The organism is Microcoleus sp. PH2017_34_RAT_O_A, assembly GCF_020737885.1.
Classification (GTDB): domain Bacteria; phylum Cyanobacteriota; class Cyanobacteriia; order Cyanobacteriales; family Microcoleaceae; genus Microcoleus.
Map to the genome: position 1 here is coordinate 1 of NZ_JAEQDD010000055.1, position 20,615 is coordinate 20,615.

Genomic DNA, 20,615 nt, shown 5'->3' on the forward strand with positions numbered 1-20,615 from the left:
GTGGCTCAAGCTCAATGCTCCTGAAAAATCCTATCGTTGGGTTAGGGGCTGTTATGAAATAATGCTCAAACTGGAAAGCTTTCCTAGTCGTTGTCCCTTGGCATTAGAAAGTGAGTATTTGGATCTGGAAATACGTCAACTTTTATATGAGAAGAAATATCGTATTTTATTTACTGTAGTTTAGACTAACCAAAGATGAGAACGGTGGCAAAAGAAGAACTAGAGCCACCGCGCTGGGAGAGAATGAGGGTGAAAAATAAAACCTATCCACTCCTTAAATGAACAGTGAACGATTAAAGGACTTTCGTCAAGCAGCATACGATTTATTGGTGAAAGCCAATGATGCAACATTCGAGCTGATGGATGCAGTGATGACCACTCCGAATGCGTCATCTCTCGCGGAATTTTCGCTCAATCCATTATTCTCTTCGTCAATGCAAGAGCGTTTACGAAGCGTTACAAGACACAAGACCAGACCGGAAAAAACTCATGGAGTTGTATCTGAAGCAATTACAGAAAGAAACACCCCCAACAGAACACATATTAGTAGCAATTGACCACACTGCATGGGAGAGAGCAGATGCCAAAACATTAAAAGACAGAACCCATGAATATCAAAGAGGTGTAATTGTGGGGCAGGGGTACAGTACCATTGCGTGGATACCTGAAGAAAAAGGAAGTTGGGCATTACCCCTGCTCCATGAAAGAATTAGTAGCGGGTCTTCACCCATACTTCAAGCAGCTTCCCAACTTAAACTTGTCTGTGAACAGAGTGTCAATCCAGTTTTAGCAGTTTTAGATGCTGGATATGGGAATGCAAGCTGGGTACTGGCACTAACAGAAGCGGACATCCCTGCTGATTGCAACCATGAGAGTCCGAAAAAATGCCTGCTTATGGTCAGCACCACCAGCATATAGTGGTCGCGGTAGACCACCCAAACATGGTCAAAAAATGAGACCGGGCGACCCAACCACATGGCTTCAAGCGAATACAGAGATTGAAATTGATGAACATCCAGATTTGGGAAAAGTCCGAGTCAAACAATGGATTGACTTGCATTTTTATCGCGCCCCTGGACAAAAAGTCAATTTAATCCTGGTGGAAAGAATGAAGCCCATGTCAAATGGTCAGCCGTTTCCACCCTTATGGTTGGCTTGGGTTGGAGAACGAACTCTACCTTTGGAAATAGTCTGGTTCAAATATTTACGACGTTTTGGAGTCGATCATTGGTATAGGTTTGCCAAGCAAAGATTGCATTGGACATTGCCTAATTTGAGAACCCCTGAACAATCCGAGCGTTGGAGTGATTTAATGCCGTTGATGAGTTGGCAACTGTGGCTGGCCAGAGATTTAGTAATCGAGAATAGACTTCCTTGGCAATCTGCTAATATCAATTTAACCCCTGGACGTGTTGCCCAATCAATGTTTTCGCTTTTAGTTGACATTGGTACTCCTACAAAAATCCCTAAACATAGGGGAAAATCCCCCGGCTGGGAAAAAGGAAGGGTACGAACTAAGGCACCATGCTATCCCACTGTCAAAAAACGGGTTTCTCGGCGCAAAAAGTCTTCAAGATTAGCTATTTAATCTGATCCCTCTTGAGTTTTTAAGCAACAGCTTGCCTGAGATTCAAAGGTGGCTACTTTTAGCTGTACTCATTTTTTAGTCTAAACTACAGTTATTTAGTATCGTAGAAAATGAAAATACTAGAATGGTTAAAATTCACCGCGTTCGCCACAGTTCTCAACAAAATTTTGATTCTTTAAAACAGCTTTTGGATAATGATGAAGAAGAGTAAAAATGTTCTTGTGTTGTGATTTCTGAGTTTAAGGGCGATTGGACATCGAAGACTTTGACCGATCGCCTTAGAGTTACAATCTATGGATCGCACAATGCAGGAGAACGATCGCCTGATTCGGCGATTTTGTGAAAAGTTGGCAATTTAGGGAATGGGGGAGTATTTTCAAAGATGGAGACTCAACTATACGAGAAATTCATTCAAAAGGTAATTATTTTAGGTCAACAAAAGGAATTTTCATTAACCTCTTCGATCGACAACTATTTAATGATGAATTATCGGCTTAAATTAGAACGAATCGATAAACTAAAAGCTTGGCTAGATGGGTTTAGACCCTTCGATTCCACCCTCGTCGCCGAACTCAAAAAGCTCTATGATGTTCGCTTTACTTATAACTCAAATGCCATTGAGGGTAATACTTTAACCCAAAGTGAAACGGAATTAGTTTTAACTAAGGGCATTACTGTGGGGGGCAAAACCCTTGACGAACATTTAGAAGTTATTGGACATAAGGAGGCGATCGATTATATTGAAAATTTAGCCCAAAGAGATACGGAGATTAATGAATGGGAAATTAAGCAAATTCACAATCTTATTCTCCGCAAAATTAACCCGGAGGAAGCGGGTCGTTATCGCACTCTGGATGTGATGGCGGCAGGAACTAATTATCGTTATCCTCCTCACTATTTACTATCTCAATTAATGGGAGATTTTGCGAGTTGGCTGAATTCGGAAGTGGCTTTAAGTCTCCATCCGGTTGAATATGCCAGTATTGCCCATTATCGGTTTGTTTCGATCCATCCTTTTCGGGATGGGAATGGTCGAACGGCTAGGTTATTAATGAATTTACTTTTAATCCGTGCTGGCTATCCGATTGTGGTTATTGACAACCAAATCCGCAATGATTATATTAATGCTTTAGCCTACGGGCAACAAAACCAAGATGATTTAAGCCAGCTTTTTGGGTTGATTTTTGATGCTACGATTAGTTCGCTTGTGGAAGTTTTAAGATTATTGGTGACTGCAAGTAGCAGCAGGGGAAAGGGACAGGCTTTTTATCAGGAGATTACTGATTTTCTCGATCGCAGCGGTGGTTTAGGGAATGGGGAATAGGTAATGGGTGGGATGTTAAACCAAAAATGTTCGATCGCACTAACGCTATCTCGCAAACGCTGCCTCACCTTGGAGATGGTTCGGAATCTCGATCGAGAATTAAGGATTCCGTAGAAGATTCCGATCGAGCCTTATCCTGCACAAAAACTTAGAAACCTGAAAGCGAAGAAAAAGCCCCCCTAAAAAGACGGGACTTTAATTCTCCGCTACACTCCGCTCATTACCAACAACTATTAAGGCAACTCAACCGAACTCGGTTTAGCAATGTGAGGCAAGCCCCAGCCCAATTTTTCCCGCAAAATGTGGAAAAACTCAAAAGATTGTATCCGAACAAAGCGGGCTGGGTAGGGCGATCGCTCAATTTGCACCCAATCCTCAGGCCGAACATAACAGCCGCCGTTCCCATCTACCACCATTACCAGGCGGTTCGGACTTGCCGGCAAAATCTTCACCGGCTCAGTATTGCTAAATACTAAAGCCCGAGAAGCCATTGAATGCGGGCAAAGAGGGACTAACTGCAACACTGGGACTCCCGGAATAATTACAGGGCCGCCGGCTGACAGCGCGTAGGCTGTCGATCCAGTCGGAGTCGAGATAATTACCCCATCTGCGGCAATGTCCACAGAGGCGTGCTGGCCGATCGCCACTTCAAAATGGCACATACAAGTCAACGGTTCGCGGTGCAGTACCATTTCATTGAGACAAAGGGCTTCCCAAAGGCAGTCGTTGTCTCGAAACAGCCGCACGGCCAACATCGATCTTTCTTCTATTTCGTATTCTCCGGCGATCGCCTTTTCCAAAGCTTGCGGGAGCAAGTTTAGGTAAGTTTCTGTTAAAAAGCCCATATGACCGGTATTGACAGTCAGCAGCGGCACTCCGATGGGAGCAACTTGGCGAAATGCCGACAGCACCGTACCGTCGCCACCCAAAACCACTGCAAACTCCATGTCGCTGTCAAAACCGGGGGGGACAAGTTGGTCGATCGGAGTGTGGCACATGGGGCGATCGGGACTAGAATAGCCCAAAATTCCCCCGGCACCGGAAACCGCGCAGACCTCCCAGCCGCGGGCAGTCAGCTTGTCTTTCAACTCTTCGGCGATGCGACAAGAGACTGGTTTAACGTCGTTGTATATAATCCCAGCTTTCGGCACTTTAAAATGTAAAAGGCATTTTTTGTTTACTCCGTTTTTTAGTCTTAAGCTGCTCGTACTCTATTTCCCTGAGCTTCTTCATAATCAGACTGAAGTATTCTTCCAGATAAGATTCCAAAGTTGTAGTTTCTTTAGGGTCTAATCCGAAGACACTGTAAACGTCATCCATCGGAGCTTTCAAGGGTTTTCCGGCTGCTAAAACTTCTGAAAAAGCCAATCTGTCAGCTACGTTCCAACTCCACTGAAAGAACTTAGCAAATTGACGGGTAGCCTGCAACAAGGCATCTGGCGTGCGGGTGATTTTGGCCTGTTTCCCAGAAAGCCGCTCGCACAACCGCACGATTTCCTCAGCATCCCAAGCGCGATTTCCCACCACCGGAAAGCTTTTTTTCTCGGTTTCGGGAACGGTAAGAGCTCGGACGGCAAACTTCGCAACGTCCTGAGTGTTCATGTAAGCAAGGGCTGACGGCTTGTTGGGCAACCAGACTCCCTGACCATCCAAAATTGGCATTGCGTACAGGCTCAGCAGTCCTTGCAAAAAGCCGCAAGGTCTCAATATTGTGTAGTCTAGACCGGATTCTGCTAAGAATAGCTCGGTACAGCGCTTAATTTCCAACAAGGGGACTTGCTGATATTTTTCGGCGTCGAGAAATGAAAAGAATATGTAACGCTTGATGCCTGCTGCTGCTGCTGCTTGGATCAGCGATACTTTTCCGTCCCAGTCTACTCTTTTGATGCTGACAGAATCGGCTGCGCTGGCTGTTGCTGCATCGATGATAGCAGTGACGCCTTCTAATGCAGGAATTAAGCTGTCAGGCTGGCAAAGGTTTCCCGGTACGAGTTCGGCGCCCCATTCTTTCAAAAAGGCCGCTTTTCTGTAATTTCTGACTAAACAACGCACCTGGTAGCCCTCGTCTAGGGCGCGGCGGGCTATTTGACGGCCGAGGGTGCCGGTGGCTCCTACAATCAATAAAGTCATCTAGGGATTAATTTATGAATCTTAAACTTTCTATAAGATGGTATCAGGTTTTCGTTATGTTTTTTATAAAAACTTAACAAAAACCTGAATTTTTCTCATTTTTGGCTTGAGAGCCTAAGCAGCACGCTGGCTTTGGGTGGCACGCAGAAGCTAGAAGGCTTGAGCTAGAAGACTTCTGAATGATTGTTACAAAAATTTATTCTTCGCCGCCTTGCAGTTTGAGCAGGAGGAAGCCTCCGCCTATACCCACGAAAATTAGGGAAAAGGACAAAAAGGCTGCATTGAAAATTTCAGGATTCATGATTGTATATGCCTAATTGGACGATCGCATTAGATAAAAATAATAATATAATTTGGGGCAACCAGCTACATGAATGCTAAAATCTCACTGCTGAAATTGCTGTATTTTTTGGGGAGAAAACTGCCTTGAGTCTCGATCGGCAATCAAAACTAGCTGTAACTCTGGGAGATCCGGCAGGAATTGGCCCGGAAGTGATTCTCAAGGCTTTGGCAGATCCGGCTGCTGCTTTGATGGTGACGGTTTTCGGATCGAGGATGATTTTGCAACAAACTTACGATCGGCTGCGATCGATCGATCGGGCTACAACAGCAGCAAATCCCGCAACATTAAACATTATTGATATCGAACCAGACAGCAAGTGGGGTTCCATTATCCCCGGTGTCGGGAATGCGGCTAGTGGGGCGGCTAGCTTTGAGTATATGGAAAAGGCGATCGCTCGTACCCTTGCCGGCGAATTTTGTGCGATCGTCACCGGCCCCATTTCCAAAACTTGCTGGCAAGCCGCAGGTTACAATTATCCCGGACAAACAGAACTTCTGGCAGAAAGGTCGAAATCGCAGCGGTTCGGAATGCTGTTTGTCGCCACATCTCCCCACAGCGGTTGGACGCTGGTAACTTTACTCGCTACCACACATATTCCTCTGCGTCAAGTACCCGAGGCTTTGACTCCAGAGTTGCTGAGTGAAAAACTAGAATTGCTGATCGAGTGTTTGCGCGAAGATTTTGGGATAGAAAAACCAAAAATAGCGATTTCTGGCTTAAATCCTCACAGCGGCGAAAATGGCAAACTGGGAAATGAAGAGCAAGACTGGATGATACCGTGGTTGAAAGCGCAGCGCGATCGTTTTCCCCAAGTGCAATTAGACGGGCCAATCCCCCCGGATACCATGTGGGTAAAACCGGCTAAAGTTTGGTACGGCTTAGCCTCATTAGCTCACGACGGTTACTTGGCAATGTACCACGACCAAGGCTTGATTCCAGTAAAATTGATGGCTTTCGACAAAGCGGTCAACACTACAATTGGCTTACCCTTTGTCCGCACATCTCCCGATCACGGCACAGCTTTTGATATTGTAGGTCAAGGAATTGCCGATGCCTCTAGCATGACAGCAGCGTTACAGTTGGCGGCCCAGTTGGCTAGTCGCAGAGCAGCAGTATAAAATAGGGCGATAGCCTTAATTAAGTCTGACACTGGGCAAAATTGTGTCATTCCTATTGATGTTCGCTGGCGTCAGGCGACAAGCAAGCTGGTCATTTTAGTCGATCGCTTAAAATCAGATTTTGGTAGCACAGTATGGCAGCATCTAATGATAATTCAGGGAACATATATCAGTCAGAAACAGAGGTGTCAGATGCAACTCAGGTAAGTTCTAAAGCAGGAGATCAACTTCAGGAATTGCTAATCATATTGACTGAAATCCAGTTACTGAAGCAATCAAAAAAAGAACCTATCGAGCTAAAGTTACCGCCATCTGAAAAATCAGCAGAGCGACTTGAGGAAGAGGAAAATCGGCGCAACCAATTGTCTTTTTTGATCGAATCACCTGCGGTTGTACCGGAAGTATTGAATAATCATGAAGAGATACCACCTCAAAGACGACAAAACAAGAACGAAGAAGCAGGCTTATCTAGAATCGCTAATTTAGCAAACAATGAGCGACCGTCGGAAGAAGATTTAGAAAAAGCAGTCGAAGAGTTTAAACGGTTGCAGGAACTGTTGTTTGAAAGGGATTTGCCGGAATTTTACAGTAATATTTTCAGCGTAGAACAAAGGTTAGAAAATTTTGAGAAACTAATGTCTGAGCCGAAAGAATTGATGAATTTATTGAAACCTTTAATTCCCGAGTTAGTGAGAGAAGAGCTAGAGCGGTTGAAGTTTCAATTAAACCAGGCGATAGAACTCGTCGGCAACGATAAAATCAATCGCCTGGAAGTTCAGACAAAATTAGCGGATTTGGAAAATCAAATTTCTGATTTCAACCAGCAGCAATTGGGAAATTCAGAACAGTTAGTTAAACGGCTAATGTTGATGGTGGGAGATCTGCTCAACCGCAAGGTAGAGGAGTCTAAGTTAGAGGTGACTTCGGCGATCGCACCGACAATCAATCAAGTAGTTGACAATCAAAATGGACTGGAAGAACAAGTAGTCATAATTGAAGAGAAACTTGCGACTGTTCAGCAGCGTTACCAGCAGCAACCGGAAGATATTATCAAACAGTTAGTCCCGGTAGTTAGCGATTTGCTCGCCCGCAAAATTAGTGAATTAAAGTTAGAAGTTGTAGAAACACTTGCACCCTCAGTACAGGTAAGAATAGCTTGGGTAGAAATAGAAGAAAAAGTATTGAGCATCGTCGAGCGCCGGCTGGCTACCCAAGAGTCGCCAATTCAGACGCCAGAAGAGATTATGGCGATGCTAATGCCAGCAATCACGGATTTGCTGAACCGGAAAATTGATGAATCAAAATTAGAGGTAGCAGCAGCGATCGAACCTTTGATTGAATCAGCAATTCTGCAAAGAGAAGTTCCAGGAAAATTGAGCGATGTAGAAAGTAGGCTCAATAATCTTCAGCGCCAGCAAAAATCTCAGCCGGAAGAAATCCTGGCAAGGTTGATGCCGTTAATGATTGAGTCGCTGAACCGGAAAATTGACGAGACAAAGTTAGAGGTGACAGAGGCGATCGCACCTGCTGTCGATACTGCTATTCAAAACAGCGGTATTGCAGCAAAAATATTGCAAAATGAAAGTAAGATTGTCGAAGTTCAGCAGCAAGTTTTAGGCGAGATCGAAGGGTTGATGGGAAGAATCATGCCCGCGATCTTGGAAATGCTGTCCGGAAGCATTCGGGACGCTAAGCTAGAGATAGAATCTGCGATCGCCCCTACTGTCGATGCGATCGTTCAGAACAAAAAGATTGATGAAAGACTCGGAAATATCGAACAAAAGATTGTGGCGATCGAACACCGGATTTATCAATCGACAGACTTGTTTACAGATTTACTCAAACCCTTGATTGACGAGCTGATGGTTAGCCATCACTCCCAACTAGAAAAATCTGTCATCCAATCTATTTTACCGTTATTAGATGAAGTGGTAGGTTATAATTACAATCTCAACAGTAAAGTACAGGAACTAGAACGCAAAATAACTGATGCTGAATGGGGAGGCGATCGGGCAGAATTAATGGCCCGAATTAAAAGCATCTTTCCAGAAATGATGATCCAAACAATTAATGACTCTAGAAAATCATTTGCCGAAACCATCGCTCCGATAATTGATGAAGTAATTGATACCAAAATCCGAGAAAATCGGCAGTCGTTTGGAGTAGCCCTAGCGCCTTCTATTCCTGTGGGAATCAGCCACAGAATTAGTGAATATCCCGATGAAATTGCCATAGCGCTGGCGCCGGAAATGGCCTCGGCAATCAAACAGCAAATTACTATCAAGCGAGAAGCAATGTCGGATGCACTTTATCCGATCATCGGCAGCACAATTTTAAAATACATCGGCGAGACGATGCGCGAGATTAACGAAAAGTTGGATCAATCGTTAAGTCCTGATGCGATCGCTCGCAAAATTAAAGCCAAATTGCAAGGAATTTCTGAAGCAGAATTGCTAATGCAAGCAACAGCACCGCTGACTGTTAAAGCTGTATTTTTGATTCAAAAAAATTCTGGATTGTTAATTGCAGGAGTGCAGCCGCCTGAAAGCGAAGAGCTAGAATCAGAAATGATAGCAGGGATGCTGACTGCTATTCGCTCTTTTGTCAACGACTGCATATCTCAATCGGGAAATCTTGCAGAGATTGATGCGGTACAATACGGGACATCTTCGATAGTATTGGAAGTAGCAGGTTCGTGTTATCTAGCAGTAGTGATCGAAGGAGGAACCCGCCAATGGTTTAAGTACAAAATGCGAGCAATATTTAAGAATATTCTTCAAGAATACGGAGAGCAAATTCAGGCATTTAACGGAGATCCGACTCGTCTGCCTCCAGGAGTAAACTTAAACTTGCAAAAGTTAATCGATACAGAGGTAAAAGTTAAATCTACTAAGATTCCAATTTTACCAGTTATCGGTTTGGCAGTGTTAGGTTTAATTGGCGTAGGTTGGGGCACTCATGAATACCGCAGCGGAATTGCAGCGACTTTAGAAGCAGATACAAATTTAGCTTTACAATCTGCTCCCGACTTATCGGTTTATCGCCTTGCGGCAGATGTTAAAGATGGAGTATTAGAGATTTCGGGACGAGTGCCGAATCAAAAGCTGCGAGTGAAAGCGGAAAAAATCGCTCAGGATGCAGCTCCCAAATTAAGAATTGACAATAAAATTATAGCCGTTGAAGTACCTCCCGATCCGGTTTTAACCGAAGCTGATGTCAAGCGGACTGTGGCTCTTTTGAATAAGTTAGAAAGCATTAATATCTCGGCTCGCTATGCAGAGGGAAAAGTCGCGATTGCAGGTAGTGTGAGCAAAGCAACGGATGCTCAGAAAATTACTCAAGCTTTTGAGAAAATTCCGGGGGTGAAGTCGGTAACAAATACAGTGGGAATCGGAACTCAACTGCCGTCACCGCCAATAGAAGTTCGCCTTTATTTCGGTGCTGGTTCGGCAATTTTGTCGCCGAAAGATATAGCACAAAAACTGAGCAAAGTTAAACAATATATGGAGGAGAATAGCACGACTAATTTGAGGGTAATTGGCTACAGCGATTTTAAAAGCAGCCCTGCGGAAAATCAAAAGTTGGCGCTGGAAAGGGCGATAAATGTGAAGGCTGCTCTGGTTAAAGAAGGGATAAATGGCAATAGAATACAAGTTGCTTCTACTAAGGGTCGTCCCGAAGGTGTGGAGGCTAATCAACCGCTGTGGCTGAGCAGATTGGTCATGTTTGAGGTGGTAAATTAAATTGGGTAATGGGGCATCGGGCATCGGGCATCGGGCATCGGGCATCGGGCATCGGGCATCGGGCATCGGGCATCGGGAATTGCTAACAAATAACAAATAACAAATAACAAATAACAAATGACTTCTTCGTCTTAACTTAATCGTATTCGGCCGGAGGTAAAGGCTTGTATTCGATCGCCTGCCAAGCATACTAACAACCGGCCGCATCCGTCAATCCCGGCGGCTTCTCCGCAGATAGTTTCCGACGCAAGTTCGATCGCCACATTACAGCCAATCAGCCCGTCGCGGCGGCGCAATTCCGGTAACAGTCGCGCTAAACCGGACTTTTCGGGTGCCCTGTCGGTGGTGGAAAACATATCGGCTAGTTCGAGTAAATAGTGCCGGAGTCTGGCAAGCAAACACAATTCATCGGGCACATTAGTAGCAATAGAATGCAAGCTTACCGCATTGCCGATCGCCCTGGCATCCAATCCGGCCGCCGCGAAATCTACGCAGCGGTTGAGTCCAATTCCGACAACCACGCGAGTGCCGAATGTGTTCCCAGAAGTGGCTTCACAGAGAATTCCGGCTAATTTTTGGCGATCGATCCAAACATCATTTGGCCATTTCAGGCGCAGCATATCGCGACATTCGGGCACCAAATCCTCGATCGCGAAAATCACAGCCAAACCGACTGCTAAACTGAGTCCGGGTAACAGATTGGGATTGAGGTTGTCGAGTACAAAACTCGCAGTCAAAACACCGGTTGGGGAGTGCCAAGTGCGCCCTTGTTGTCCGCGCCCGTTGGTTTGCTGCTTAGTAAATACTACATCTCCGTGGTGCAGTTGGTCTGCGCGGGCGATCGCCCAACTGTTGGTACTGGGACAAGTATCCAAAGAGTGCAGCCAGTGACGAACTAACTCATTATCAACAGTATTTATCAACCTTACCTCAGTAGGAATATCCCCTATCCTCTCAACTTCATTATTTTCTAATTTCTTGAGATTTTTTCATATCATTTTTCACAAAAATTATATCGCACGGTGCATATTAATAATTCATCTCTCTATTCTCTTCCTCTGTGTTCTCTGTGTTCTCTGCGGTTAAATCATATTGTATAAATCTAAAATCTATCGCAAATTTATGCTATTAAAGGACGCAATCCTAGGGAGTAAGAAACCCAGATTCTTCGTATATATAGTTGAAAAACCAATATTTATCCCAGAAAACGGGTTTCTTTAGCCTTAGTTTTCTCCTCGAAAAAAGACAACCAATCGCCGCACAATTTACGCTGCCGATTGCCCTTGCATTTCCAGCAACTCAGGAATCGTCACAAACCGATATCCCTGCTGTTTCAAACCAGCAATCATCTCCGGTAAAGCCTTAATAGTCCGAGATCGATCGCCCCCGCCGTCGTGCATCAACACAATCGCCCCCGGCTTGGCATTCTTCAACACATTCTCAACAAAAGCTTCTGGTTGAGCGCGGGGATCGGTATCAGCAGAAGTTACCGACCACATCACCACAGAATAATTTTGCTCCTTAGCATACTTAGCCAAACCATTAGTCAAAACTCCTCCCGGCGGGCGGAAATAAGTAGTCTTAACTCCCGTCGTTTCGTAAATAAGTTTTGCCGTGCGATCGATTTCGCTAGCCGCCGTCGCCGCATCCATCGGATCGTAAGGGTGATGCCACGTATGATTGCCGATCGCGTGACCTTCCGCCACAACTCGGCGCGCAATGTCAGGAGAAGTTTCGAGAGATTTACCTATCCAAAAAAATGTTGCTTTAATGTCATTTTGCTTAAAAATATCCAGCATTTGTTCAGTTGTTTCTGGCCACGGCCCGTCATCAACTGTTAAAGCAATAACTTTTTGGGAATATTTGATTGTCCCTTCAAAAACAGTTTTTCCCTGAAACTGCTCAGGTGGCACAAAAGTCAAGTTTTTTTCTTTGGATTCCAATACGGTGAGAAGTTCTTCAATTGTGCGATCGAGATTAAAGCCTGTTCGATCGTCCCCAACCTCTTTTGCTAGCCGATTTACCGTTAAGGATTGCTTGAGGTTCTGCACGGCGGCGGTTGCAGGTTTGTCGCTTCCTTGTTGGTTTCCTGGCAGCAGCGTACCGACGATAAAGCTTATTGTAGCCGCTGCTAGGGCGATCGCCACAAAACGCCATTTTTTTCGCAGTCTTTGAAACAGATGATTTCCGGTCACTTGGGATTCCTTTCACTCCACACTGCCGATAATGATAATGGGAATTTCAAGGAAAAGAAACCTAATTTTTGATAAATATGTCTCAGCGGGGATTGACAGCGGGATCGGAAGGGCGATCGAATCCGGGCGATCGAATCCGGGCGATCGAATCCGGGCGATCGAATCCGGGCGATCGGAAGCGGGCGATCGAATCCGGGCGATCGGAAGCGGGCGATCGAATCCGGGCGATTGAAATCGCGCCTAGACAGACGAAACCCGCCTGCGCGGGTTGAAGAAATTGCCAGCGATTGCGATTAAGGGCGATTTCAATCACCCGATATATTTAGGGGCTTAGAAGTTTCTTGAGTCCACGGAGGTGGACATTGTTTGTATAGCCGCGATTTCTAATCGCCCGGTATATTTATCGCCCTGTATATCTTTAAAGCCTTGCCGCCAGTAAATAGGGGGCGATGGGAAGCGGGCGATTGAAATCGCGCCTAGACAGACGAAACCTGCGGAGGCGGGTTGAAGATTTAAAGCCTTGCCGCCAGTAAATCCCGAATAATTGGGATTTTCGCCGCAATTTGCGCTTGAGGTACCTCCGTTTGCAGCCAACTCTCGCGCCCTGCAAGTCTCGCAACCCACTGCTGCAACTTCGGATACTCATCAAAAGATATGTCAAACATCCCCACAGAAGGAACCGCAGTCCCCGCCACGACTTCCGCCAAAGAAAACTGTTCGCCAGCAAAAAAAGTGCGCCGATCGTCCAACAAGCCCTCAAAAAACCTCAGCAGGGTTAATATCTGTTGCTTGGACTGTGCCAACTTTTCCTCAGTGTCTCCCGGCACACCGAGCATTTGCCTGGTTAAGGGAAACATTGCCGGCAACAGTTCATTTAAAGTCAGCATGGACACCATCCGCACAATTCCCAAGGCTTTCGCCTCTGTCGGTAGCAGTGGGGGCGTGGGATATTTGGCATCTATATAATCGAGAATTGCCAGCGACTCCACCAAAGTCAAATCTCCATCCACCAACGCCGGTATGCGGTGAAACGGGTTAATTGCCAGAAAATCCGGTGCAAATTGGTCGCCGTCGAGGTTAAGTGCGATCGGCTCAAACGCAACTTGTTTCTCCAGAAGTGCCACCCACACGCGACGAGAATTCAGAGAAATCGGATTGTAGTACAGTTTCAGCATCGGATTTTTCTCGAACGACACCACCAGTTTAGCAGCCAAATGTCTTGATTTTAGGTAGTTTGGCAGAGTGGGAGTGTTCGGAAAGGGCGATCGACACCCCATGTCAAAAAAAGATTTCAAAAAAAGTTGTATTACCCCCTTGACAGTCTTGTAGCACACAATGTAGTATAAATATATAGCAACCGGGAAAGAGCTTCAAAGCTTTAACTCACAAGCAATACGAACCTTGAAAACTGAATAGGAAATTAACAATGTCACATACTTTTGGACATTTGGCGGTGTAGACTCCGGCAACCATAACCCCTAGGTTGTAGTACGCGGAATCAACCGCCACCCCGTCCAAACACAAACCTTTGTGGGGCTGTAGCTCAATTGGGAGAGCGTCGCTCTGTCACAGCGAAGGTAGCGGGATCGAAACCCGTCAGCCCCGTCAAGCAATTTTGGATTTTGGATTTTGGATTTTGGATTTGAGCTGTAGGGTGCGTCGCCATCAAAAATCCTAAATAATATCGACAATCTCATAGCGACGCACCTTATTTGAGATATTGAGATTTTAGATTTGAAATTTTGATTTAAAATTTTAAATTTTAAATCGACTCAAATCTCAAGTAATAATTCTTCAATCTAAAATCTAAAATCCAAAATCAATAGTCCCGTAGGCAAAAGTCAAGCCGTCTGCCCCTCAAGCAGAAGATTGCGAGTGCAAACCTCGTCGGGACTCCCAGGTTAGGTGGCTGAGTGGCTCAAAGCATCGGTCTGCAAAACCGAATTTCGCGGGTTCAAATCCCGCCCTAACCTCTGTTCCCAATTGTAATTAAAAATTACATAAATTCCATGAAATTTAATTATTTAGGGTACGCACTGTAAAGTCGGTCATTCTACAAAACAGAGGAAGTAAAGCCTAATAGACATTGACGGAGGTTAGAAGTTATGAAGACCAAAACTACCGTTCTTTCAAAGTTCATGCCAAACGATGTATCAAATAATAGTGCCAACTTGGAAGATCAGTTGACTGCGTTCGTTCAAAAATCCCTTGCTGACAGCTATTCTCAAGACGTTGATGCTACTTTGCAACAACTTGATGCAGCATGGGAAGCTCAGAAATTGGTTTGGCAAATGCGAGATGATACCAAAGTTTGAGCGAACAAGTTCCAGAAGCTTACTTGTTTTGAAAAACGAGAAATTAAAAGATTAAACCAACACTCTTTTAATTGCAGTTTTTAACTTTGAAAGTAACAAAGCAACACAGTGCTCGACGCACAGGTAGTTAGAAACCGGGTTTTTTACGAAAATTCTTCACCCGAGCCCAGAGATTAGGTAAAAAGCCCGGTTTCTTTGAACTTATATCGCAAGCAGGGATGGTGTAACTGGCAACACTCTGGTCTCCAAAACCAGCATTCTGAGTTCAAATCTCAGTTCCTGTGCCAAATTTTTAATATCAAATTTTTAGTGCTGTAGGCAAATGGTTTAAGCCGCTTGGTTTTCACCCAAGTGATTTGCGGGTTCAACTCCCGTCAGCACTGTGTGTGGGTCGTTGGCAGAATGGTTTTGCAGCCGCCTTTTAAGCGGATGGATCGAGGTTCAATTCCTCGGCGACCTACCAAATTTTCAACCTTGGGTCGGTTCTCATATTGGTATGAGTAGCTGTCTGTAAAACAGTAGCTTAAAGCATTGCTGGTTCGATTCCAGCCCGACCCATGCGATTTTAGATTTTGGATTTTAGATTTTGGATTTTTAGATTCAAGATTTAAGATTTGAGATTTGAGATTGTAAATTATTTGTAATTGCATTTAATATGCAATTGCAATTATGAGAATGTGTTGTAATCGGACAACAACTCAGTTTGCGCGGCTGAAGATTTGGGGGTTCAAATCCCTCCGTTCTCGCTCATTGAGGAGAGGTGGCCGAGAGGCTTATGGCGCTTTCCTGCTAAGAAAGAGCGGCTTAACAACCGTCGAGGGTTCAAATCCCTCTCTCTCCGTTTTCCCCCGATAGCTCAGTTGGTAGAGTGCTTGTGTGAAGAACAAGAGGCCGTCAGTTCGATACTGACTTGGGGGATTGCGTTGCCTCATAGCTCAACGGTAGAGCTGCACGCTGTTAACGTGATGGTTGTAGGTTCGAGTCCTACTGAGGCAGCCATTTTTCAAATTGCCGGGTGGACAAATTGGTAAAGTCGGATGCCTCTGAAGCATCAGTTTGTAGCTTCAAAGCCTACCCCGGCATTCAATTATTGGGAAGTCGCCTAATCGGTATGGCACCGCTCTTTGAAAGCGGACAAATGTAGGTTCAAGCCCTACCTTCCCAGTTCTGCTATTACCAAAGCAGATTAATTATACTCCTGTAGCCCAATTGGAAGAGGCGGCAATTTCAAAAATTGTCAAGTGTGAGTTCAAATCTCACTAGGAGTACCAAATTTTCCTTAAGTTTATACTTGCTCTTGTGGCGGAATTGGCAGACGCGGCAGACTTAAAATCTGTTCTATTTTGATTGTGAGTTCGAGTCTCACCAGGAGCATGAACGGGATGTGGCGCAATTTGGTAGCGCGGCGGCTTTGGGAGCCGAAGGTTGCAGGTTCAAATCCTGCTATCCCGACTTTACCCCTGTGATGTAATTGGAAAACATTACTCGCTCAGAACGAGTATTTTGCAGGTTCAAATCCTGTCAGGGGTACTTGGTTAATAGCCAATTTCTACTATTTGCTCTCGTGGCGAAACGGCAGACGCGCTAGTTCGAGAAGCTAGTTTTTTACAGGTTCAAATCCTGTCGGGAGCATGAATTTTTAATATATATAAGATAAAATTACAGTGGTTAACTATCAACTATCAACTATCAACTGTCAACTGTCAACTGTCAACTATTTTGCCCTTGTAGCCCAATTGGAAGAGGTGCCTCGCTTAGAACGAGGAGGTTGCTGGTTCGAGGCCAGCCAGGGGTATTTGGTGATATCGCGGGTGAAGTAGCCTGGGTAGGCTTGGAGGTCTCATAAGCCTCTTCATAGCAGGTTCAACTCCTGTCCCCGCCACCAAAATTGCAGGTGTGATGTAATTGGCAACATGAGGCTCTTGTAAAGCTTTTATGCGAGTTCAAATCTCGCCACTTGCTTGTCCTAAAGCTCAGAAGGAGTCTATCTAATTGTGCTAACTTTTCAATAGAAGTTACAGAGCTAATTTTTTGTAGCAAATCCGAGTTAAAAGCATGAAAAGAATTGCGATCGCCCAAAACACGCTAAAAATTCTCGAAGATGGTTGCTACTTGTCCCCGGAAGGCAAGCAGGTTAAGATCGATCGCCAATTAGCCTCCTGTATTGCTGGGACGGCATACTACGAACCCGAAGCCCTGTCAGCGATTCAGGAAAACGTTCTCTCAGGTACTCCCCAATTCTCGAACACGGAATTTATGGTGAGAAATGAGACAACGCTGGTGGGTGCAGAGCGTATAGGGCGATCGCACAAATTTGCAAAAATAGGAGTCCTAAATTTCGCTTCTGCCAAAAATCCGGGTGGTGGATTCATCAGAGGCGCTCAAGCGCAAGAAGAGAGCTTAGCACGCAGTTCTGCACTGTACAAAAGCCTCTTAAAATGTCCTAAATATTACGAGTATCATCGCTCTCATAAATCGCTGCTCTACTCCGATCGACTCATCTACTCTCCCGGCTGTTCAGTATTCCGAAAAGATGATGGAACTTTGCTTGAGGAACCTTATCTTGTTGATTTTATCACGAGTTGCGCTCCGAATGCTGGTGAGATTTCCCGAAAAGAGTCAGAAAGTACGGGAAAAATTCGCGAAACTCTGTACGGACGCGGTGCAAAATTGTTGGCTTTAGCTGTTAACAAAGGTTCCGATGCGTTAATTTTAGGAGCTTGGGGATGTGGTGTCTTCAGGAACGATCCATCTATGGTAGCTCAGATGTTTGCAGACTTTTTATTGCCAAACGGTCAATTTGCTGGCAGATTCAAAAGCGTACTATTTTCCGTCCTAGACTCTAGCGAAGAAGGAAGGATATTTGCAGAATTTGACAGTAGATTTTCCTCAAATTAATCGAGATTTTTCATAACGATGAGCAGTCTATAAAAGCAGTTTTACATTTTCGATCGCGCGGATATGGTGTAACGGTAGCATTCGAGTCTTCCAAACTCTAGGCACGAGTTCGAGCCTCGTTATCCGCTTGGCTGATTAAACAGTTGACAGTTGACAGTTGACAGTTGACAGTGAAGTTTTACAATTGTTGACAAGTGACTGTTACACGTAAACTAAAATATCAAATTTGTTTGCGGGTGTGATGTAAAGGTTAGCATTTGAGTATGCCATTCTCAGCGCATGGGTTCGAGTCCCATCATCCGCTTTTGGAGTCCTGTTTGCTACAAGCAAGAGCGGGGTAATATCCTGTCATGACTACCAATTTATGGGAGTGTAGCTCAATGGATAGAGCGCCGCGCTTCGGACGCGGATGTTGTGGGTTCGACTCCTACCACTCTCGTTGTTATTGCTTGATTTTAAGGAGGTTGATTCCATTGAATGATTAATTTTTTATATTGCAAAACTTACCTATTCGATCGAAGAAACCGGGTTTTTTATCTCATCTTTTGGTGAAGGCGGAAGATTTTCGGAAAAAACCCGGTTTATGACCATTGATGCGTAAGTCTTATGTTAAGAGCGATTCCCTACGGGATAGCTGCGCCGCGCGTACTTTGCGTGTCCCAATCTTTGGAGCCTACATACTTTAGTACGAGAGGAAAGGTAACGCTGTCAAAAACGGCGCGCGTTTGCGAACGGGGAGTGCAGTGAACCCGATAGGTAGGCTTAGAAGTAGCCATCCTTTAAAGAGTGTGTAATAACTCATCGGCGGAGTCCCTCTAGTAACTCAGAAAACGCAATGCTCTGATAACTCGCACGCAAATAGTGCGATCGGCGCAGCTATCCTTAGGGAATTGCACTATTTCACCTTTTAATAAAGTTATAACCAAAGGAGTTTCCCATGCCTGTAATTGCTATGGAAGTAAAAACCGCGCAAAATCATCCTAATGCTGATGCGCTATATCTCTATAATTTTGAAGCTCCAGGGCATGATGCAGTGCAAATTGTTGCCAACTCAGAAAACATTTATGATGTTGGCGATATCGTTGCGATAGCCTTAACTGATTCTGTGCTGAAAGACGGTACTATAATCAAACCGGCAAAGCTGCGAGGTGTTTATTCTTTTGGTATGGCTTTGGGCAAAGTTGATGAAGTAATTGGTACCGATTTGTCGGCAATTTACTGTCAACAAACAGCGGATCGATCGACCGTAATGCAAACATGGCCGAGCATCGAACTGCTGTACAATCTTCGCCGCAGTTTAGAATTGGTTGGAGAAGCTCCGAAGATAACTTATCGAGCTAAAATTAAACTCGACGGTACTAATGGTGGCATTCAAATCTTTACTGATGGTAAAGTTGCTGTCCAAAGTCGATCGCAAATAATCTCCCCAGAAAACGACAATCTCGGCTTTGCGAATTGGGTAAATCAAAATATCGATTACTTCTCTCGATTGGCGAGTACCGAACACGCAACTATTTTTGGGGAATGGTGCGGTAAAGGCATTCAGAAACGGACGGCTGTATCTGAGATCGATCGCAAAATCTTTGCAGTGTTTGCGGTTCAATTTGGCGGCATAGATGGAAAAGTTGCCAAACTGGAAATTCGCCCGGACAAAATCGCTGAGTTTTTGCCAAAACATCCCGATATTTTTGTCTTACCTTTTTATGGAGAACCGATTGTTTTGGATTTTGGCGATCGCACTCAACTAGAATCGGCTGTTGATATTCTCAATCAAGCGGTTGATACTGTAGAAAAACTAGATCCTTGGGTGAAAGAAACTTTCGGCCTCGAAGGGATTGGCGAAGGCTTGGTAATGTTTCCCGAAAGCGGCGAACTTGCGGAAAGGTTGTCTTATGCGGAACTGCTGTTCAAAGCCAAAGGCGAAAAACACCAAGCTATAAAAACAAAACAACCAGTTCAACTCGACCCAGAAGTTGCTCAAAGCATTGATGACTTTGTGAATCTGTTTGTAACCCCTGCTCGATTAGAACAAGGGGTGACAGAAGTTTGTTCGGGTCAGTTTGAGATGGACAAAATCGGAGCATTTTTAAAATGGTTTAACGCTGACGTACAGAAAGAAAGTGTTGCAGAACTAGAAGCTGCTGGCTTGACCTGGAAAGAGGTTAATAAAGCAGTGATGAATGCAGCCAAAAAATGGTATCAAGAAAAGTCGAAAGCTTTGTAGGTGTTGGATTTGCAATAAGTCCTGTAGGGGCGGGTTCGCCAACAATAACTGCCTACAAATAACAATCTTATAAACCCGCCCCCGCCCAACGACAAATCCCAATTAATTGAATGAACATGATGTTAATTAAAGATTGCCCATAAATCAAAGAAACCGGGTTTTTCATACAATCTGCGAACTATAGCGAAGTATTTTCGCAAAAAACCCGGTTTCTGCCCACCCGCGCTCCAGCCTTATTAACAAACAATACGGGAGTGTAACTCAACTGGATAGAGTGTCGAGCTTCTACCTCGAATGTTGTGGGTTCGAGTCCTACCGCTCCTGTTAAATGGGTTCGTAGCTTAACTGGAAAAGCATCTAGCTGGCTGCTAGAAAGATATCGGTTCAAATCCGATCGCAATCCACCAACTTTGGGTCTGTAGCTTAATCGGAAAAGCGCTTAGTTCGCAACTAGGAAAATGTCGGTTCGAGTCCGACCAGTATCCACCAAAACGGGGTCATAGCTCAATTGGTAGAGCGCTTGCCTTGCACGCAAGAGGTTAGGAGTTCGATTCTCCTTGATTCCATGCGGTATCTGAAGTCGAAGCGGTCGAGACGCTAGCCTGTGAATCCCTCAGTGCGAGCGTCCCGCTCGCGAGCAACACCATAACGTCCCGTCGGATACCCTTGGAAGATGCCGCTAAACGGTTGGCAACTGGCCTCGAAAACCAGGGTACAGGCAACTGTAAAGGTTCGAT

Annotated in this window: 16 protein-coding genes, 27 tRNA genes, 1 pseudogene and 1 other annotated feature; of the genes and pseudogenes, 37 read left to right on the forward strand and 7 right to left on the reverse strand. The window is 44.9% G+C overall.

Going from position 1 to position 20,615, the window contains the following annotated elements:
• The 5 genes and pseudogenes from JGK11_RS18950 to JGK11_RS18970 form a co-directional block, all read left to right on the forward strand.
• Positions 1 to 184, forward strand: a pseudogene (locus tag JGK11_RS18950) (type II toxin-antitoxin system RelE/ParE family toxin); the annotation flags it as partial.
• A gap of 200 nt (positions 185 to 384) precedes the next feature.
• Positions 385 to 918 carry a transposase gene (locus JGK11_RS18955; protein ID WP_363319200.1) on the forward strand — a complete coding sequence of 178 codons (534 nt, stop codon included), beginning with the start codon at positions 385 to 387 and terminating at the stop codon, positions 916 to 918.
• 34 nt (positions 919 to 952) lie between these two features.
• On the forward strand, positions 953 to 1,588 hold the full coding sequence (locus JGK11_RS18960) for a hypothetical protein (RefSeq protein WP_293212483.1): 636 nt from the start codon (positions 953 to 955) through the stop codon (positions 1,586 to 1,588).
• A 382-nt stretch (positions 1,589 to 1,970) separates the two neighbouring features.
• Complete coding sequence (locus JGK11_RS18965) at positions 1,971 to 2,912, forward strand: Fic family protein (RefSeq protein ID WP_293212485.1); 942 nt, start codon at positions 1,971 to 1,973, stop codon at positions 2,910 to 2,912.
• Between the two features lie 26 nt (positions 2,913 to 2,938).
• Entirely contained in the window at positions 2,939 to 3,064 is a 126-nt protein-coding gene (locus JGK11_RS18970) for a hypothetical protein (RefSeq protein WP_293212487.1), read from the forward strand.
• A gap of 81 nt (positions 3,065 to 3,145) precedes the next feature.
• Here the strand turns inward: JGK11_RS18970 and JGK11_RS18975 are convergent, their stop codons facing one another.
• From JGK11_RS18975 to petM, 3 genes are all read right to left on the reverse strand, one after another.
• Positions 3,146 to 4,063 carry an NAD(+) kinase gene (locus JGK11_RS18975; RefSeq protein ID WP_293183772.1) on the reverse strand — a complete coding sequence of 306 codons (918 nt, stop codon included), beginning with the start codon at positions 4,061 to 4,063 and terminating at the stop codon, positions 3,146 to 3,148.
• 1 nt (position 4,064) lies between these two features.
• On the reverse strand, positions 4,065 to 5,042 hold the full coding sequence (locus JGK11_RS18980; protein ID WP_293197521.1) for an NmrA family NAD(P)-binding protein: 978 nt from the start codon (positions 5,040 to 5,042) through the stop codon (positions 4,065 to 4,067).
• 196 nt (positions 5,043 to 5,238) lie between these two features.
• The gene (gene petM, locus JGK11_RS18985) at positions 5,239 to 5,343 is read right to left on the reverse strand and encodes a cytochrome b6-f complex subunit PetM (RefSeq protein WP_172189541.1); all 105 of its coding nucleotides are present in this window, start codon (positions 5,341 to 5,343) and stop codon (positions 5,239 to 5,241) included.
• Positions 5,344 to 5,468: 125 nt separating this feature from the next.
• Here petM and pdxA point away from each other — a divergent pair, with 125 nt between their 5' ends.
• On the forward strand, positions 5,469 to 6,503 hold the full coding sequence (gene pdxA, locus JGK11_RS18990; protein WP_293212489.1) for a 4-hydroxythreonine-4-phosphate dehydrogenase PdxA: 1,035 nt from the start codon (positions 5,469 to 5,471) through the stop codon (positions 6,501 to 6,503).
• 134 nt (positions 6,504 to 6,637) lie between these two features.
• A complete protein-coding gene (locus JGK11_RS18995; RefSeq protein ID WP_293212491.1) occupies positions 6,638 to 10,246 on the forward strand; it encodes an OmpA family protein in 3,609 nt (1,202 codons plus the stop codon).
• 131 nt (positions 10,247 to 10,377) lie between these two features.
• Here the strand turns inward: JGK11_RS18995 and JGK11_RS19000 are convergent, their stop codons facing one another.
• The 4 genes from JGK11_RS19000 to JGK11_RS19015 form a co-directional block, all read right to left on the reverse strand.
• Positions 10,378 to 11,169 (reverse strand): biotin--[acetyl-CoA-carboxylase] ligase, encoded by a 792-nt coding sequence (locus JGK11_RS19000; RefSeq protein ID WP_293212493.1) that lies wholly within the window; start codon positions 11,167 to 11,169, stop codon positions 10,378 to 10,380.
• A gap of 342 nt (positions 11,170 to 11,511) precedes the next feature.
• Positions 11,512 to 12,441 (reverse strand): polysaccharide deacetylase family protein, encoded by a 930-nt coding sequence (locus tag JGK11_RS19005; RefSeq protein ID WP_293212495.1) that lies wholly within the window; start codon positions 12,439 to 12,441, stop codon positions 11,512 to 11,514.
• 82 nt (positions 12,442 to 12,523) lie between these two features.
• Positions 12,524 to 12,754 (reverse strand): hypothetical protein, encoded by a 231-nt coding sequence (locus JGK11_RS19010; RefSeq protein ID WP_293183788.1) that lies wholly within the window; start codon positions 12,752 to 12,754, stop codon positions 12,524 to 12,526.
• A 199-nt stretch (positions 12,755 to 12,953) separates the two neighbouring features.
• On the reverse strand, positions 12,954 to 13,736 hold the full coding sequence (locus JGK11_RS19015) for a glutathione S-transferase family protein (protein WP_293212497.1): 783 nt from the start codon (positions 13,734 to 13,736) through the stop codon (positions 12,954 to 12,956).
• Between the two features lie 237 nt (positions 13,737 to 13,973).
• Here JGK11_RS19015 and JGK11_RS19020 point away from each other — a divergent pair.
• The 30 genes from JGK11_RS19020 (at position 13,974) to JGK11_RS19165 (ending at position 20,444) form a co-directional block, all read left to right on the forward strand.
• Positions 13,974 to 14,046: transfer RNA gene (locus tag JGK11_RS19020), tRNA-Asp, on the forward strand.
• A gap of 219 nt (positions 14,047 to 14,265) precedes the next feature.
• Positions 14,266 to 14,340 (forward strand) — tRNA-Glu (locus JGK11_RS19025).
• Positions 14,341 to 14,414: transfer RNA gene (locus JGK11_RS19030), tRNA-Cys, on the forward strand. It abuts the tRNA gene before it with no gap.
• Positions 14,415 to 14,546: 132 nt separating this feature from the next.
• Complete coding sequence (locus tag JGK11_RS19035) at positions 14,547 to 14,756, forward strand: hypothetical protein (RefSeq protein WP_293183792.1); 210 nt, start codon at positions 14,547 to 14,549, stop codon at positions 14,754 to 14,756.
• Between the two features lie 212 nt (positions 14,757 to 14,968).
• Positions 14,969 to 15,043 (forward strand) — tRNA-Trp (locus JGK11_RS19040).
• Between the two features lie 21 nt (positions 15,044 to 15,064).
• Positions 15,065 to 15,139: transfer RNA gene (locus tag JGK11_RS19045), tRNA-Glu, on the forward strand.
• Between the two features lie 5 nt (positions 15,140 to 15,144).
• A tRNA-Lys gene (locus JGK11_RS19050) sits at positions 15,145 to 15,219 on the forward strand.
• A 13-nt stretch (positions 15,220 to 15,232) separates the two neighbouring features.
• Positions 15,233 to 15,314 (forward strand) — tRNA-Tyr (locus JGK11_RS19055).
• A 113-nt stretch (positions 15,315 to 15,427) separates the two neighbouring features.
• Positions 15,428 to 15,502 (forward strand) — tRNA-Arg (locus tag JGK11_RS19060).
• An 8-nt stretch (positions 15,503 to 15,510) separates the two neighbouring features.
• Positions 15,511 to 15,597: transfer RNA gene (locus tag JGK11_RS19065), tRNA-Ser, on the forward strand.
• A 4-nt stretch (positions 15,598 to 15,601) separates the two neighbouring features.
• A tRNA-Phe gene (locus JGK11_RS19070) sits at positions 15,602 to 15,674 on the forward strand.
• A 6-nt stretch (positions 15,675 to 15,680) separates the two neighbouring features.
• A tRNA-Asn gene (locus JGK11_RS19075) sits at positions 15,681 to 15,755 on the forward strand.
• A gap of 10 nt (positions 15,756 to 15,765) precedes the next feature.
• Positions 15,766 to 15,839 (forward strand) — tRNA-Gln (locus JGK11_RS19080).
• A gap of 8 nt (positions 15,840 to 15,847) precedes the next feature.
• Positions 15,848 to 15,921: transfer RNA gene (locus JGK11_RS19085), tRNA-Gln, on the forward strand.
• A 29-nt stretch (positions 15,922 to 15,950) separates the two neighbouring features.
• Positions 15,951 to 16,027: transfer RNA gene (locus JGK11_RS19090), tRNA-Leu, on the forward strand.
• Between the two features lie 22 nt (positions 16,028 to 16,049).
• Positions 16,050 to 16,130 (forward strand) — tRNA-Leu (locus tag JGK11_RS19095).
• 4 nt (positions 16,131 to 16,134) lie between these two features.
• Positions 16,135 to 16,208: transfer RNA gene (locus tag JGK11_RS19100), tRNA-Pro, on the forward strand.
• 4 nt (positions 16,209 to 16,212) lie between these two features.
• A tRNA-Leu gene (locus tag JGK11_RS19105) sits at positions 16,213 to 16,286 on the forward strand.
• 28 nt (positions 16,287 to 16,314) lie between these two features.
• Positions 16,315 to 16,388 (forward strand) — tRNA-Leu (locus JGK11_RS19110).
• An 89-nt stretch (positions 16,389 to 16,477) separates the two neighbouring features.
• Positions 16,478 to 16,551 (forward strand) — tRNA-Leu (locus tag JGK11_RS19115).
• 95 nt (positions 16,552 to 16,646) lie between these two features.
• Positions 16,647 to 16,718, forward strand: a tRNA-Thr gene (locus JGK11_RS19120).
• Positions 16,719 to 16,811: 93 nt separating this feature from the next.
• Entirely contained in the window at positions 16,812 to 17,654 is an 843-nt protein-coding gene (locus JGK11_RS19125; protein ID WP_293192626.1) for a TIGR02452 family protein, read from the forward strand.
• Positions 17,655 to 17,711: 57 nt separating this feature from the next.
• Positions 17,712 to 17,782: transfer RNA gene (locus JGK11_RS19130), tRNA-Gly, on the forward strand.
• Between the two features lie 104 nt (positions 17,783 to 17,886).
• Positions 17,887 to 17,958: transfer RNA gene (locus JGK11_RS19135), tRNA-Gly, on the forward strand.
• 62 nt (positions 17,959 to 18,020) lie between these two features.
• A tRNA-Arg gene (locus JGK11_RS19140) sits at positions 18,021 to 18,093 on the forward strand.
• 310 nt (positions 18,094 to 18,403) lie between these two features.
• Positions 18,404 to 18,459, forward strand: a sequence feature (23S ribosomal RNA rRNA prediction is too short).
• A 132-nt stretch (positions 18,460 to 18,591) separates the two neighbouring features.
• Positions 18,592 to 19,878 carry an RNA ligase family protein gene (locus JGK11_RS19145; protein WP_293212499.1) on the forward strand — a complete coding sequence of 429 codons (1,287 nt, stop codon included), beginning with the start codon at positions 18,592 to 18,594 and terminating at the stop codon, positions 19,876 to 19,878.
• Between the two features lie 250 nt (positions 19,879 to 20,128).
• Positions 20,129 to 20,202 (forward strand) — tRNA-Arg (locus tag JGK11_RS19150).
• 6 nt (positions 20,203 to 20,208) lie between these two features.
• Positions 20,209 to 20,285: transfer RNA gene (locus JGK11_RS19155), tRNA-Ala, on the forward strand.
• A 5-nt stretch (positions 20,286 to 20,290) separates the two neighbouring features.
• Positions 20,291 to 20,367: transfer RNA gene (locus tag JGK11_RS19160), tRNA-Ala, on the forward strand.
• Positions 20,368 to 20,371: 4 nt separating this feature from the next.
• Positions 20,372 to 20,444: transfer RNA gene (locus JGK11_RS19165), tRNA-Ala, on the forward strand.
• Positions 20,445 to 20,615 lie beyond the last annotated feature (171 nt).